At 72.4% G+C, this 13,917-nt stretch carries 14 protein-coding genes; 8 read left to right on the top strand and 6 right to left on the bottom strand.

The window, feature by feature from the left end:
* Nucleotides 1–29: 29 nt before the first annotated feature.
* Entirely contained in the window at nt 30–2,183 is a 2,154-nt protein-coding gene (locus OG992_RS06900; protein WP_266302714.1) for a glycogen debranching N-terminal domain-containing protein, read from the top strand.
* 54 nt (nt 2,184–2,237) lie between these two features.
* Entirely contained in the window at nt 2,238–3,539 is a 1,302-nt protein-coding gene (locus tag OG992_RS06895) for an NAD(P)/FAD-dependent oxidoreductase (RefSeq protein WP_266302713.1), read from the top strand.
* A gap of 77 nt (nt 3,540–3,616) precedes the next feature.
* On the opposite strand, the gene OG992_RS06890 is transcribed toward OG992_RS06895, so the two are convergent.
* From OG992_RS06890 to OG992_RS06880, 3 genes are all read right to left on the bottom strand, one after another.
* Entirely contained in the window at nt 3,617–4,702 is a 1,086-nt protein-coding gene (locus OG992_RS06890) for an AI-2E family transporter (RefSeq protein ID WP_238682788.1), read from the bottom strand.
* A gap of 58 nt (nt 4,703–4,760) precedes the next feature.
* Nucleotides 4,761–5,555, bottom strand: a complete 795-nt coding sequence (locus tag OG992_RS06885) for a spermidine synthase (protein WP_266302712.1) — start codon at nt 5,553–5,555, stop codon at nt 4,761–4,763.
* Between the two features lie 103 nt (nt 5,556–5,658).
* Nucleotides 5,659–6,636 carry a DUF2267 domain-containing protein gene (locus OG992_RS06880; protein ID WP_266302711.1) on the bottom strand — a complete coding sequence of 326 codons (978 nt, stop codon included), beginning with the start codon at nt 6,634–6,636 and terminating at the stop codon, nt 5,659–5,661.
* A gap of 200 nt (nt 6,637–6,836) precedes the next feature.
* On the opposite strand from OG992_RS06880, the gene OG992_RS06875 reads away from it, so the two are divergent.
* On the top strand, nt 6,837–7,151 hold the full coding sequence (locus OG992_RS06875; RefSeq protein ID WP_238682791.1) for a hypothetical protein: 315 nt from the start codon (nt 6,837–6,839) through the stop codon (nt 7,149–7,151).
* A 78-nt stretch (nt 7,152–7,229) separates the two neighbouring features.
* On the opposite strand, the gene OG992_RS06870 is transcribed toward OG992_RS06875, so the two are convergent.
* On the bottom strand, nt 7,230–7,568 hold the full coding sequence (locus tag OG992_RS06870) for an STAS domain-containing protein (RefSeq protein WP_266302710.1): 339 nt from the start codon (nt 7,566–7,568) through the stop codon (nt 7,230–7,232).
* A 209-nt stretch (nt 7,569–7,777) separates the two neighbouring features.
* Between OG992_RS06870 and OG992_RS06865 the strand changes: the two genes are divergently transcribed.
* From OG992_RS06865 to OG992_RS06845, 5 genes are all read left to right on the top strand, one after another.
* Nucleotides 7,778–9,529, top strand: coding sequence for a PP2C family protein-serine/threonine phosphatase (locus OG992_RS06865; protein WP_266302709.1), 1,752 nt, complete (start codon nt 7,778–7,780; stop codon nt 9,527–9,529).
* A gap of 3 nt (nt 9,530–9,532) precedes the next feature.
* Nucleotides 9,533–10,570: a B12-binding domain-containing protein gene (locus tag OG992_RS06860; RefSeq protein ID WP_266302708.1), complete on the top strand. Its 1,038-nt coding sequence runs from the start codon at nt 9,533–9,535 to the stop codon at nt 10,568–10,570.
* Nucleotides 10,571–10,687: 117 nt separating this feature from the next.
* Nucleotides 10,688–11,035, top strand: a complete 348-nt coding sequence (locus tag OG992_RS06855) for an STAS domain-containing protein (protein ID WP_238682795.1) — start codon at nt 10,688–10,690, stop codon at nt 11,033–11,035.
* Nucleotides 11,036–11,119: 84 nt separating this feature from the next.
* Nucleotides 11,120–11,566: a response regulator gene (locus tag OG992_RS06850; protein ID WP_210785148.1), complete on the top strand. Its 447-nt coding sequence runs from the start codon at nt 11,120–11,122 to the stop codon at nt 11,564–11,566.
* Nucleotides 11,567–11,680: 114 nt separating this feature from the next.
* Nucleotides 11,681–12,202, top strand: coding sequence for an ATPase (locus tag OG992_RS06845; RefSeq protein WP_266302707.1), 522 nt, complete (start codon nt 11,681–11,683; stop codon nt 12,200–12,202).
* Nucleotides 12,203–12,226: 24 nt separating this feature from the next.
* On the opposite strand, the gene OG992_RS06840 is transcribed toward OG992_RS06845, so the two are convergent.
* Together OG992_RS06840 and OG992_RS06835 are read right to left on the bottom strand one after the other, a co-directional pair.
* Nucleotides 12,227–13,075: a hypothetical protein gene (locus tag OG992_RS06840; protein WP_266302706.1), complete on the bottom strand. Its 849-nt coding sequence runs from the start codon at nt 13,073–13,075 to the stop codon at nt 12,227–12,229.
* Nucleotides 13,076–13,425: 350 nt separating this feature from the next.
* Nucleotides 13,426–13,851: an OsmC family protein gene (locus tag OG992_RS06835; protein ID WP_196922768.1), complete on the bottom strand. Its 426-nt coding sequence runs from the start codon at nt 13,849–13,851 to the stop codon at nt 13,426–13,428.
* Between the last annotated feature and the right edge of the window lie 66 nt (nt 13,852–13,917).

The following is a 13,917-nucleotide window of genomic DNA, read 5'->3' as shown; positions in this document are numbered from 1 at the left end:
CCCCGTACCCTGCTTCCTACGGTGGGTGCATGGCTGCCGTTCGCGCGACCCCTGCCAACCCCTTCCCCGGTCTGTCCGTCGCGGAGGCGGACAGCGCCGACCAGCGGGCCATCCCGCCCGAGTTGGGCCCCGACTCGCTAGCGGTGCTCAGCGGGCCCACGTTCCTGTACTCCAACGCGTGCGGGGACGTGCCGACGGGCAGCATCGGTGGGCTCGTCCACCTGGACACCCGCCTGATCAGCGGTTGGAGCCTGACCGTCAACGGCGGCGAGCTGCTGGTGCTGCGCGCCGAGACGATCGACCACTACTCGGCGCAGTACGTGCTCACCAACCCGGAGCTGCCCGGACTGCCGCCGAACACGCTGGGCCTGAGGCGCCTGCGCTACGTCGGCGACGGGTTTCACGAGCGCGTGGAACTGGTCTCCTTCCGGCTGGAGCCGGTCCGGGTGGAGCTGCGGCTGGCCGTCGCCGCCGACTTCGCCGACCTGTTCGAGGTCAAGTCGAGGGTCCGGGACCGCTCCGCCGAGATCAGCCGCGACCACGCCGCCGACGGGTCCGAGCTGTGCTTCTCCTATCAACGTGGTGACTTCTCCGCGCAGACCCGGGTGTGTTGCGCGACCCCGGCCGACCGCATCGAGGGCGACGACCTGGTGTGGGACCTGGAGCTGGGCCCTCGCGAGGAGTGGAAGGTCGACCTGCACGTGCCGTTGCCACCCGGGATGGGGGTGGTGGAGCCGGTCCGGGGCGACATCGCCGACGTCATCCACGGCCGAGCCGACGACCCGCTGCGCCGATGGCTGGAGGACCGGGCGGTGCTGCGCAGTGACAACGCGGCGTTGGAGCACACCGTGCGGCAGTCCCGCAACGACCTGGCGGCGTTGCGGCTCGACCTGGAGGTCAAGGGCCAGCGGATTCTCCTCCCCGGCGCCGGACTGCCCTGGTTCCTCGCCGTCTTCGGACGGGACACCCTGATCACCGCGTACCAGACGCTGGTCGCCGGGCCCGCGCTGGCGAAGGGCACCCTGCTCGCCCTGGCCCGGCTCCAGGGTGAGACGTGCGACGACTTCACCGACGAGGAGCCCGGCAAGATCCTGCACGAGGTGCGCAGCGGCGAGCTGACCCGCAGCGGCGAGAAACCGTTCGGGCCGTACTACGGCAGCGCCGACGCCACCCAGCTCTGGTTGGTCCTGCTCTCCGAGTACTGGCGCTGGACGGGCGACGACGACACCGTCCGGCACCTGCGGGACAACGCGGTGGCCGCGTTGCGCTGGATCGACGAGTACGGCGACCGGGACGGCGACGGCTACGTCGAGTACGCGACCCGTTCGCCCGAGGGGCTGGGCAACCAGTGCTGGCGGGACTCTCCGGACGGCGTCGTCTTCGCCGACGGTCGAATTCCGGTGCTCCCGCTGGCCACCTGCGACCTGCAGGGCTACACCTACGACGCCAAGATGCGACTGGCCGAGTTGTTCGACGGTCCGTTGGACAATCCCACCTTGGCGCGCCGGCTGCGCGACGAGGCCAACACCCTGCACGAGCGGTTCAACCAGGACTTCTGGATCGAGGACCGGGGCGGCTACTACGCGGTCGCCCTGGACGGCGACAAGAACCGTGTCGACTCCAAGACCTCCAACATGGGTCACCTGCTGTGGAGCGGAATCGTGCCACCGGAGCGGGCCGACGCGGTGGTGCGTCAACTCATGTCGCCGGAGATGTTCTCCGGTTGGGGCATTCGCACGCTGTCGCGGGAGGAGCGGCTCTACAACGCCCTCGGGTACCACCTGGGCACGGTCTGGCCGCACGACAACTCCATCGCCGCGCTCGGCCTGGCCCGGTACGGCTACCGGGCCGAATCGAACCGGATCAGCCTGGCGATGATTGAGGCGGCCGAACAGTTCGGTCACCGGCTGCCGGAGGCGCTCAGCGGGTTCGATCGGGAGCGACTACTCTTCGCCGTGCCCTATCCGACCGCGTGCAGCCCGCAGGCGTGGGCGGCCGGCACACCGCTGGCCCTGATCCGCGCCATGCTCGGCGTCAACCCGGTCAACGGCCGGCTGGTCCTCGATCCGGACGTCCCGGAGGAACTGGGCCGGATCACCGCCGAGCGGGTCCGGGCGTTCGGCCAACAGTGGGAGTTGGAGGCGATCGGTCGCAGCGGCCACGTCCGGCTTCAGCCCAGCTGAGCACGGCTGGCGCGTAGGACGTTTGTCGCGGGCTTCGACGGGAAACGGCGCGCAATGACGAAACCTCGTGTGGTGATCGTGGGGGCCGGGTTCGCCGGTTACCACGCGGCGAAGACGTTGAGCCGGATCGCCCGGGATCGGGCCGAGATCGTGGTGCTGAACTCCACCGACTACTTCCTGTACCTGCCGCTGCTGCCCGAGGTGGCGGCCGGGGTGGTCGAGCCCAAACGGATCGCCGTGCCGCTGACCGGGACGCTCAAGGGCGTACGGGTGGTGGTCGGCGAGGCCGACCACGTCGACCTGCAGAACCGCTGGGTCGGCTTCACCCAGGCCGAGGGGGAGAAGAACCGGCTGGCGTACGACCGGTTGGTGCTCGCCGTGGGCAGCGTCAACAAGCTGCTGCCCATCCCAGGGGTGACCGAGTACGCGCATGGCTTCCGCGGCCTGCCCGAGGCCGTCTACCTGCATGATCACATCGTCCGGCAGATCGAGCTGGCCGAGCAGGCCGAGGACCCGGCCGAGCAGAAGGCCCGGTCCACGTTCGTTGTGGTCGGGGCGGGCTACACCGGCACCGAGGTCGCGGCGCACGGGCAACTGTTCACCGACGCGTTGCACGCCCAGCGGCCCCGGCTCACCGTCCGACCCCGCTGGATGCTGCTCGACGTGGCGTCCCGGGTGCTGCCGGAGTTGGACAAGCGGATGTCGGACACCTCGCACAAGGTGCTCAACCGGCGTGGGGTGGACGTGCGGATGGGTACCTCGGTGGCCGAGGCGACGTGCGACGGGGTGAAGCTCACCGACGGCGAGTACGTGCCGACCTGCACCCTGGTGTGGTGTGTGGGGGTGCGCCCCGACCCGTTCGTCAACGAGCTGGGCCTGCGGACCGACCGGGGTCGACTGGTCACCGACGAGTTCCTCAACGTTCCCGGCTATCCAGAGGTCTTTGCCTGCGGTGACGCCGCCGCGGTGCCCGACCTCGTCAATCCGGGCAAGGTCTGCGGGATGACCGCCCAGCACGCGCAGCGGCAGGGCAAGCGCGCGGCGTACAACATCGCCGCGTCGTACGGTTTCGGCCGCCGCAAGCCGTACAAGCACCACGACCTGGGCTGGGTCGTCGACCTGGGCGGCAAGGACGCGGCGGCGAACCCGTTGCAGATCAACCTCGCTGGGCTGCCGGCCAAGGCGGTCACCCGGGCGTACCACCTGATGGCGATGCCGGGTAACCGCACGCGGGTCAGCGCCGACTGGGCGTTGGACGCCGCGTTGACCCGGTCGGCGGTCCAGTTGGGGCTGGTGCCGGCCAACGCGGTGCCGCTGGAGAGCACCACACCCGAGGTCGCGACCCGGTCCCGCTGAGCGGGCACCGGCCAGGTCGTCGGGAGCAGGGCGGCCCGCCCGGCCAGGTCGTCGCAAGAGCAGGCCAGCCGCGACGGTCAGTCGGTGGAGCCGGCCGGCCGCGCGGCCCGCGCGGCCGGTGGGGCGGGCCGCAGCCGGCGCGGGCCGTACTCGCGCAGCAGGGTCTGGATGATGCCGGCGGCGGGGATGGCCAGCAGCGCGCCGAGCAGACCGGCCAGCTCCGCCGCGAGCAGCACACTGACCAGCACCGTCAACGGGTTCAGCCGGACCGCGCGGGAGAGGATGAGCGGCTGGAGCAGGTGATTTTCCACCTGTTGGTAGACCACGAAGAAGACCAGCACCACCACCCCGGCGGTGGGGGAGTGCAGGAAACCGGCACCGGCCGCGATCACCGCGCCGAGGGTCGCCCCGACCAGCGGTATCAGGTCGGCCACCGCCACCAGCAGGGCGATCACCGCCGCGAAGGGCACCCCGGTGAGGGTCAGCACCACGAAGGTCAACGCCCCGCAGATCACGCTGATCAGCAGGTTCCCGGTGAGATAGCCGGTGACGGTACGCGACACCTCCCGGCCCACCCGGCGCAGCCGCTCGCCCTGGCCGTCCCCGGCCGCCGCGAGTAGGCCGCGGGTGATCCGCGGCGACTCCAACACCATGAGGTACGCGAGCACGATGACAGTGACCAGCCCGGCGACCGACTCGACGACGCCGCGCAGCACACCGACAGCTGGTTGGCGCAGCCGGCTGCCGAGGTCGCGCAGTTGCTCGGAGTGCTCGCTGACGTAGCGACGTGCCCCGGTGCGCTCCAACGCCTGCCCCACCGGGCCCCGTCCGGCGCGGGCCTCCCGCAGCAGTTCGGGTGCCCGGTCGGCGAAGCGGCCCAACTCTCCGAACAACGGCACCAGGATGAGCGCCGCCAGGATCGCCAGCAGCACGAACGCGGCGAGGAACACCAGCAGGGTGGCCAGCGCCCGACGCCGGACGAAGCGACGTTGCAGCCGGTCGACGAGGGGTTTGAGCGCGACGGCGAAGAACGCGGCCACCACCGCCCAGACCAGCACCCGCCGGGTCGCGTACACGAACCCCAGCGCGAGCGCGGTGGCCAGCACCAGACCGATCACGATCAGAGTGCGGCGGCCGGTCGCCCGATCGTCGACGTCGCTCATCCGACCGGCCTTCCCCGCGCCCGCCGTCGGAAACCCGGCATTGCGGGCACAACGGTGATCAGTGGCGGGATTTGTCGTCCGCGTCGGTGACCGGGCGGGCACCGGCGACGAACGTGTCGAGCGCGGCGGCGTGCAGCAGCCCGCCGGGCACCGGGTCGCGCAGGGCGGCCACCGCCAGCCGGGCCACCGGAAGCCCACCGGGGCGGGAGGTCGCGGCCAGCACCAGGTTGCCGTACCTGCGGCCGCGCAACATCCGCCGGTCGCCGACCACGCACACGTCGGCGAAGACCGCCCGCAAGGTCGCCACCTGCACCCGGGTACCGACCAGCGGCGGCAGGTCGGTGACGTTGACCAGGTACGACCCGTCGGGCCGCAGGACGCGGGCCACCTCGGCGGCGAACTCGACAGTGCGCACGTGCCGGGGCATCCGGGCCGCGCGGTAGATGTCGGCGATCACCAGGTCGTACCGGCCGTCCGGGGCGCCGGTCAGAGCGTCGCGGGCATCGGCGACCTCCACCCGCACCTCCGGCGGCAGCGGCGGCAACTCCCGGGCCACCAGCTCGACCACCGCCGCGTCCCGCTCGACGACCCGTTGCGGGGAGCCGGGCCGGGTGGCGGCCAGCCAGCGGGGCAGCGTCAACGCGCCACCACCCAGGTGCAGGACGTTCAGCGGGGCGCCGGCCGGGGCCGCCACCTCCACCGCCGAGGCGATCCGCCGGACGTACTCGAAGTGCAGGTGCCGGGGATCCTCGACATCCACGTACGACTGCTCGACGCCGGCGGACAGCAGTGTCCGCCCGGTCCGGCGGACCGGGTCGGCGACCAGCTCCAGCCGGTCGGCGGCGCGATTCATGTCCGGCACGCTAGCCGAGCCCACTGTGCACCCGGCACGGCGGACGGGCCGGCGGAGCGGGGTCGCCCCCGGCCCGCCGGCCCGCCGATGTCGTGCTGGCCGGTCAGCCGCCGGCCATCCCGGCTCCCACCTCGTCGATCGCGTCGTCGATCTGGCGGGCGAGGTCCACGTCGAGCGCGGTGACCCCGTTGGCCTGGCTGGTCCGGACTGTCAACACGGCGGCGGTGTCGCCCGGACGCCCGATGCTCGGGCCGCGGCCGTTGTCCTGGCGCAGCCGGTCAAGGCGGGCGAGCACACGGTCCAGGTTGTCGGGCGGCAGCGCTACCACCCGGTAGAGGCCCTGGCTGTCGCCGGCCCAGTAGGGCAGGTCGTCCAGCGCCGCGCTGATCTCGTTGGCGTCCAGCGTGGGTGTGGTGGTGGAGGCGCCCACCAGGCCGCCGCCGGCCTCCGGCGGGTTCAGCAGGTCGCGCAACCCGTCGGGTACGTGCAACGACTCGACCAGGTCGCCGTCCTGCTCGGCGAGCGCGGCGATCGTCGCCTCGGCCTGGTACCGGGCCTGCTCCGGGGTGTTGCCGCTGATCCGGCCCACCTCGGCCAGGAACCCGGGCAGGTCCTGGTGCCGTTCGATGCCGTCGACCGGCAGCACGTCGTGCAGCGACGCCGGCACCGCGGCGAGCAGCCGCTGCCGCTCGGCGGCCTCCAGGGCGAACGCGAGGACCAGAACGGTCGCCTCGGTGCCCACCTTGGCGGTCTTGAAGTCGACCCCGGCGCGACGACGGACCTCGTCGACCAGGTCGTGGTAACCCATGCTGGTCACACCGGCCGCACCGCTCGGCGGGGACGGCTGCGGTCGCGGGTTGTCGGCGCTACCGACCGGCGGCGGTGCCGGCCCCCCGCGCGTGGTGTCCGACTTGCGCGCTCCAGCCGCCGGCGGGCCGGCCCGCTTACCCGCATCGAGGCTCGTGAGCTGCTTTGACGCGCTCAGGCTGGCGCCGATCTCACTGGGCTGGCGATTCTGTTCCCGGGCCTGCCGGGCCAGTGCCCGACGCCTCTGGTTGTCGCCCTCCATCTGCTTGCGCATGCTGGCATCCCTTCCGCTGGGGATCGTGGCTGCGCGAGTCGCCTTCCCGCCGTCCCGGAGAAGGAAACGGAGCCCGCCGGCCGGGTCGGAGCGGCCCGCGCCACGCTTCATCCGGCGGGGGTGAGGGGTGCTCACCCACCTGGGCCGCACGATCGGGTCAGGACCGGAGTTCTTCCGAGGTACGCGGAAGGAAGGTCGTCATGAAGGAAGTTGTCGAGATTGTCCCCGCCCGACCCGGCTGGTACGCCCGCTGGCAGCTCACACCCGAGATCACCAGGTGTTACCCGGTGAGCCTGTGGGCGCTGCTGGAGGAGGCCGACGGAACGGGCCGCGAGGTGATCGGGATGGACTGCATCGGTCAGTGGCCCGGCGCGGACGACAACGAGGCGGGTGGGCAGTTCGTCCGCTACCTGTACCAGACGCCCGATTCGGGAGAGCCCGAGGACGTGGACCCGACCCCGATCGGCGAGCTGCGTGAGGACGGCCCCCGGCTCCAGCCGATGACGGCACCCTAGACATTCCTCCGGCCCCCGACCCCAGGTCCCAGGGTCGGGGGCCACCCCGTCTCGCTTCCCCGGGGGTGGCCCTACGGGTCAGCCGACGGCGCGCACGTCGTCGTCGGCGTACGCCTCGGCCAGCAACTCACTCAGGCCCGTGCGGTCCAGCATCCGCTGAAGCTGAGGGCTGACCCCGGTCAGGCGGATCGCCCCGGCGGCGCGGTGCACCACCAGCAGCGCGCTGAGCCCGGAGGAGTCGCAGAGGGTCACCCCGGTCAGGTCGACGAGAACCGGGGCGTCGTCGTCGCCGCGCAGCTCGGCCGCTGCGGCGATCAGCTCGGGCGCGCTGTCGTAGTCGAGCTCGCCGGTCAGCCGGAGTCGGACGTTCCCGGCGGCGAGCCGGGTTGTCTCGATGGTCAACAGCTGGTCGGGCATCCCACCATTCTCCTTGTCCAGCGACAAAACGCAAAGCAGGGCGGCGACACGCTCCCGTGTGCCTCGTCGACGCCCTCGCGGTGGCGGTGCCCGCCACCTGCCGTGAGATGCCGCTTTCCGGGTTCGGGCGTAGGGTGGCTGGAGAGTTTTGACAGTGGACGCCGGTTCCGGCACGGGTTCGGTGAACGACAAGGAGTGAGGCTCAGCTGGTGACTGCTTCCGACGTCAGGGACTGGGACCCAGGCGACGGACGGCTCTCCACGCCGAGCACGACACGACCCTCGGCGTGGTCCGCCGACGTTCGCCGCCCCACCGCGGCCCTGCCGCCGCTGGCCCCCGACAGTGGGCAGGCCACGCCCGACTGGTTAGAGGTCGTCGAGCACTTCCGCGAGGGCCTGGTGGTCTGCGACGCCGATGGCGTCGTGCGGCACGTCAGCCCGGTGGCTGAGCGGTTGCTGCCCGAGGTGACGCCCGGCGAGGTGCTCGGCGCGGCCGGTGTGCCCGGGTTGAGCGAAGGCGTCCCCGGGAGCTTCACCCATCGCGGGCGCCGGCTCACCGCGCGCCCGGTGCCGCTCTCCGGTGACCGCTGCTGCTGGTACGTCGAGGACGTCACCGACAGCGTCAGCCGCGCCGACGCGCTGCTCGCCGAACGAGCCCGCTCGGCGTTCCTGGCCGTGGTCGGCGACAAGCTGGGCAACCCACTGCACCCCGACCGGGCGGCCGCCGCGGTCGTCCGACTCGCGGTGCCGACCCTGGCCGAGGTGGCGGTGCTGGTGCTCGCCCCGCGGGCCGGGCGCGCCCGCTGGTGGCGGGCCTCCCGCACCGACGACGAGGTGCCGACGGTGGACAGCGGCGTGCTGGCCGGCGGCGATCTACCGACCGCCATCGCCGACGGGTTGACCGGTGCCGAGCCGCACGCGGTGGACTGGCTGGTCGAGCAGGCGGTCGACGCCGGTTGGCTGCCGGGGCTCGCCGCGACGGACAGCGCCGCCCGGGTCGTCCCGCTGCCGGGGCGCGAGGCGCCGGTCGGGGTGCTGCTGGTGGCCCGTCGCGCCACCCGCTGGTACGACGAGGACGACGTGGAGCTGGTTCGCGCCTTCGCGGCCCGCGCCGGCGCCGCGTTGACCACCGCGCTGCTCTATCGCGACCAGGCCGAGGTGGCCGACACCCTCCAGGCCAGCCTGCTGCCGGTCGAGCCGGTCGAGGCCGCCGGCGTGCAGTGGGGCACCGCGTACCGGCCCGCGCAGGCGGGGCTGCGCATCGGCGGCGACTTCTACGGCTCGCACCGGCTCACCGACGGTGGTTCGGTGTTCTTCCTCGGCGACGTGTCGGGCAAGGGAGTCGAAGCCGCCGTCTTCACCGGCCAACTGCGCCAGTGCCTCCAGGCGCTTCACCGCTTGGAGTCGAACCCGGCGCGGTTGCTGCGGCTGCTCAACGACGCGTTGCTGGAGACGACCCAGGCGCACGGCCAGGGCCGCTTCGCCACGATCGTGCTCGGCGTGGCCCGCCCGGAGCGCGACGGCGGCCTCACCCTCACCATGGCCGGCGGCGGGCACCTGCCACCACTGGTGCTGCGCGCCTCCGGTGAGGTGGAGACGGTGCCGCTGCGCGGCATGCTGATCGGAGTGGTGCCCGACCCCCGCGTCGGGGAGGTGACAGTGCGGCTGGCACCGGGCGAGACCTGCCTGCTCTACAGCGACGGTGTGACCGAGGCCCGGGGCGGCCGGCGCGGCGACGAGCAGTTCGGCGCCGAGCGGCTGGTCAACGCGCTGACCGGCTGCCATCGGATGCCCGCGCCGGCCCTGGCCGAACGGGTCGAGCAAATCACCTGCGACTGGTTGGGGCAGGGCGACCACGACGACATCGCCGTGCTGGCGTTGCGGGCGGCCGGCCCGAGCGGGCGCAACGTGCGGCACCTGCACTCGGTGCCCGCCGGCATCGACCAGACCGAAAGGGACTGACGCGTGACCGCCGCCACGGCCATCACCAACTTCGGCGAGGCGTACTCCGGGTACCTGGGCCACCTCGCCGACGCCGACGAGTACGCCGCTACCGACCTGGCGATCGGCCTGCTCGACGCGGGCGTACCGGCGGAGCGGGTGCTGCTCGACCTGGTCGCGCCCGCCCAGGCCGAGGTGGGCGAGCGGTGGGCGCGCAACGAGTGGAGCGTCGCCCAGGAGCACGCCGCCACCCACATCAGCGAGCAGGTGGTGGCGGCTGTCTCCGCGCACGTCAAACCGCGGCCGACCGGCGGGCGGATCGTGGTCGCCTGCATGGACGGCGAATGGCACGCGCTGCCACCACGGCTGGTGGCCGAGGTGCTGCGGTTACGCGGGTGGCAGGTGACGTTCCTGGGCGCCAGCGTCCCCGCAGCGCACCTCGTGTCGTACCTGCACCGCTACGACGCGCACGCGGTCGCGCTGGCGTGCGCGCTACCGATGCGCCTGCCGTACGCCCATCGGATGATCGAGGCCTGCCGCCGCTCGGACGTGCCGGTGGTGGTCGGCGGGCGTGGGTTCGGCACCGACGGCCGGTGGGCGCGCCGGCTCGGGGTGGCCTGGGCGCCGGACGCGCCCTCGGCGGCCGAGTTGATCGCCGACGAGCGGGCGCTGCGCGGGGCGCCGCCGGCGCGGCTGGCCCACCTGGCCGACGACGAGTACGCCGGCCTGGTTCGCCGTCGCGGTGAGCTGATCGACAGCGCGTTGGCGGAGCTGCGGGAGCGGGTGCCGGCGGCGCGCGCGTACACCGCCGCGCAGCTCGACGCGACAGTGAGCGACCTGGGCCACATAGTGGATTTCCTGGCCGCGGCGGTCTACGTCGACGACCCCTCGTTGTTCACCGAGTTCGTGGAGTGGCTGTCGGGGATCCTGGGCAGTCGTGGGGTGCCTGCCGGGGCTGTCGTCCTGCCGCTGGAGCACTACGCGGCCGCGTTGCGGGACTTCCCCCGGGCGGCGAGGGCGCTGGCGCTGGGGCGCGCGGCGCTGCCCGGTGCCGCCCGCTGACCGACCCCGCCGGTGGCATCCGGATCCATCACCGCGCTCGGCGGCCAACGAGTCAGCTCTGCGTATACTTGCCGGACTGCAAACGTCCCACCCCAGGGTGGAGCGAGGGGGAGAACGGTGACGTTCAGCGTCAACTACGTCGAGCGCGACGGTGGTGGCGCCTGCCTTCGGCTCAAGGGCGAGCTGGACCTGAGCACCGCCCCCGAGTTGACTGCCGCGATCGACCGGCTCACCGCGGCGGGCGAGACCCGGGTGCTGCTCGACCTGACCGACCTCACGTTCTGCGACTCCACCGGAATGGCAGTGTTCGTCAGGGGCGACAACCAGGCGGCGGCCGACGGGGGGTGGCTCCGGCTCACCGGCGCCAACGGGCGGGTCGAACGGGTGCTGCGCGTGACCGGCCTCGCCGACGTGTTGCGCTACGAACCGGAGTCGGTCGACCCCGCGTCCCGCAGCGCTTCCTGATGGGCTAGATTTCCCCGCCAGCATTTCCCCGCCAACGCGGTGACCGTCAGGGTCCCGTCCCCGCCGACTCCGAGGCAGGTAGTGATGGGCGTAGACAGCCCGCAGCCGGTACGCATCCTGGTGGTCGACGACGACCCGGGTGATGTGCTGATGATCGAGGAGGCGCTGGCGGACTCCGACGTCGAGAAGATCATCGACGTGGTGAGTGACGGCGAGGAGGCGATGGAGTTTCTCCGCGCCGAGGGCCGGCACGAGCAGGCCCGCCGACCGGACGTGATCCTGCTGGATCTGAACATGCCGCGGATGGACGGTCGGCAGGTGCTCGGCGCGGTCAAGCAGGACGAGGACCTGCGGACCATTCCGATCGTCGTGCTGACCACCTCCAACGCCGACACCGACATCGTCGGCAGTTACACGTTGCAGGCCAACGCCTACGTCACCAAGCCGATCGACCTGGACGACTTCAACGACGTGGTCCGCCGCATCGACGAGTTCTTCGGCCGGGTCGTCGTGCTGCCCAAGCGCATCTGAGGCCCGCGCCACCTGCGCGCATGCTGAACATTTTTCCCGAACCCCCTCGGCGCGAGCGGTCGCGGCCGAGGATCCAGGTGGGGAAGTAACAGCAGCTGCCTGGGGGGCGACAGTATGAGGTTCTCCGTCGTTGAGACCGGTTATGACCAGCGGCAGGTGGATTACTGCCTGGACGAGTTGGCGATCCGGTTGTCCCGGCTCGCGGCGCGCGCCGAGGGCGCGGCCGGTGCGTCCCGGGAGTGGGACGAGATCCGCCAGGAGGCAGCCTGGCTCAGCGGGCTGCTGCATCGACTCGACCTGGGCGACACCTCCGCCCCCCGGCACGCCGGTGGCGTGGTGCGGCGCGAGGCCGCCGAGATCCTGGCCCAGGCCCGCGCCGAGCTCGACGAGGCCCGCGAGGAGGCACGGCGGGTGCGGGAGCGGGCGTACGCGGAGGCCGTGCAGGCCCGACGTGACGTCGAGGCGGCGCTGGACGCTCGCCGACGGCGCGAGGTGCGGGTGGACGAGATCCTCAGCCAGGTGACCGCCGACCAGGTGCCCGCCGACACCCCCACCGCAGCCGCCGGGGTGACGGAGAGCCGGGTCGGGGTCGGTGGCCCGGACGCGGGCGCGGAGCCACCGCCGGGCCGTCGCTGAGACGCGCGGGCGCGGGTGCCCGGCTCAGGCGGTGAGCGCCGCCGCGACAGTGGTCGCCCGGTCCTCGTGCTGGGCGTACGCGTCGGGGTACGCGGAGATCTGCACGGACTGGGCGGCGGCGGTGACGCTCATGTCCTGCCAGCCGGGGATCTCGTTGAGCGCCGAGTAGAAGGCCCGCGCGGCGTACGACGGGCGCATCAACTGGGCCACGGTGCCCCAGCCGCTGCTGGGCCGCTGCTGGAACAGCCCGACCGAGTCGTGGTCGGAGCCGCTGCCCTGGTTCGGGTACTCCGCCGACTCCGGGAGGACGGCGCTGGCCAGGTTGTAGAGGTTGCTCTCCTGCATGGCGGTGGACAGTGCCACCACCAGGGCGCGGCGCGGCATCTTCATCTCCAGGCCGACGTCCACGATGATCTTCGCGTTGTCCATCTGTGCCTGGTCGAGGCCGGCGACCGGCCGGGGGCGGCGGGGCTTGACCGGCTTCTTGGGCGCCTTGCGGACGGCGGTGGGAGTGGGCGTGGGCTTCGCCGTCGGGCTGGGCAGGATCCGGGCGGGGGCGGCGTCGCGGTCCAGCGACCGGGAGGCGCGCTCGTCGGCGATGGCGGCGCGGTCGGCCACCGCCTCGGCGAGCGGCTCGACAGTACGGGGGGTGTCGTGGTTGCCGCGCGCGGTGGCGACCGCGACGAGGCTGAGGCAGCAGGTGACACCGGTGGCCAGCGCCACCCGCACCGGGGTCGAGCCCAGCAGGGCACGCCGCGATGGTTCGGAAGCGCGGTGACGGCCGATCGTCCGTTCGGTTGATGCGGCGTCGTCCGAGGGGGTGGTCGGGGGCGCGTCGGTCAGCTTCTGGGCGGAGGGGTCGTCGGGATGCACCTGACGAGGCTAAAGAGCTGAATGCCCGATGCCACCAGCCCGTACGGTGGCATGCGCCACAATTTGCCCTGATCATGCTGACTCTACCGGGCATAACGGCCGCGAAGCTGATCAACCTCGCGGATCACGCCAGACGGTTATTCCCGATTTGCCCGGCGAACACGGTCGCGTCGCCACTCCGCCCGCTGCACCCACCGCCACCGCCAGAACTACCCGATCAACCGAGGCGCCCCTCCACCACTCGGCCCCAGCCCCACCTCGGCGATCTTGCACTTACTGCGGCGATATAGGGGGGCATTCCCCTCACATCGGCAACCGAAAGTGCAAGATCGGCGCGGTGGGGCGTGGCGTCAGTGTCGGCCGTTCTCGGCCGGGGTGACGGTCAGACGGTGTCGGCTGGTGTCGCTGCTGGAGAACGGCCAGAGCCGGTCGGCGTACTCGACCAGGTCGGCCAGTTGGTCTCGGCTCAGCCCGGCTGAGGAGATCTCCGCGTGGACGTCGGCCCGGTATCGGCCGTCGTTGTCCCGCCCGAGCTTCGCCTCCGCCCGGACCTGCACGGTGTGCGCCTCGTCGGTGATCTCCCCGGCCACCTCCACTGCCGCGTGATGCAGGCAGGAGGCGAAGGCCGCGGCCAGCAACTGTTCCGGGGTCAGCCCGGTGCAGTGCGGCGCCAGCGGTGAGGCCAGCGCGGTGGAGAGCCCGCCATCGTCGGTGCGTACGTGACCGCCCTCGGCGGTCGCTGTGGCCTCACGCAGCCAGGAACTCTGATCCGGCATCGCGTTTCTCCCGTCGCTCACCAGGCCGGCTACCCCTTCGCCGCCCGGCGAAACGCCGCGGGGCGT

The sequence above is a fragment of the Micromonospora sp. NBC_00362 genome, from assembly GCF_026342155.1.
Classification (GTDB): Bacteria; Actinomycetota; Actinomycetes; order Mycobacteriales; family Micromonosporaceae; genus Micromonospora; species Micromonospora hortensis.
Note: the sequence above shows the minus strand (reverse complement) of the source record. Positions and strands in the feature narration are given on the sequence as shown.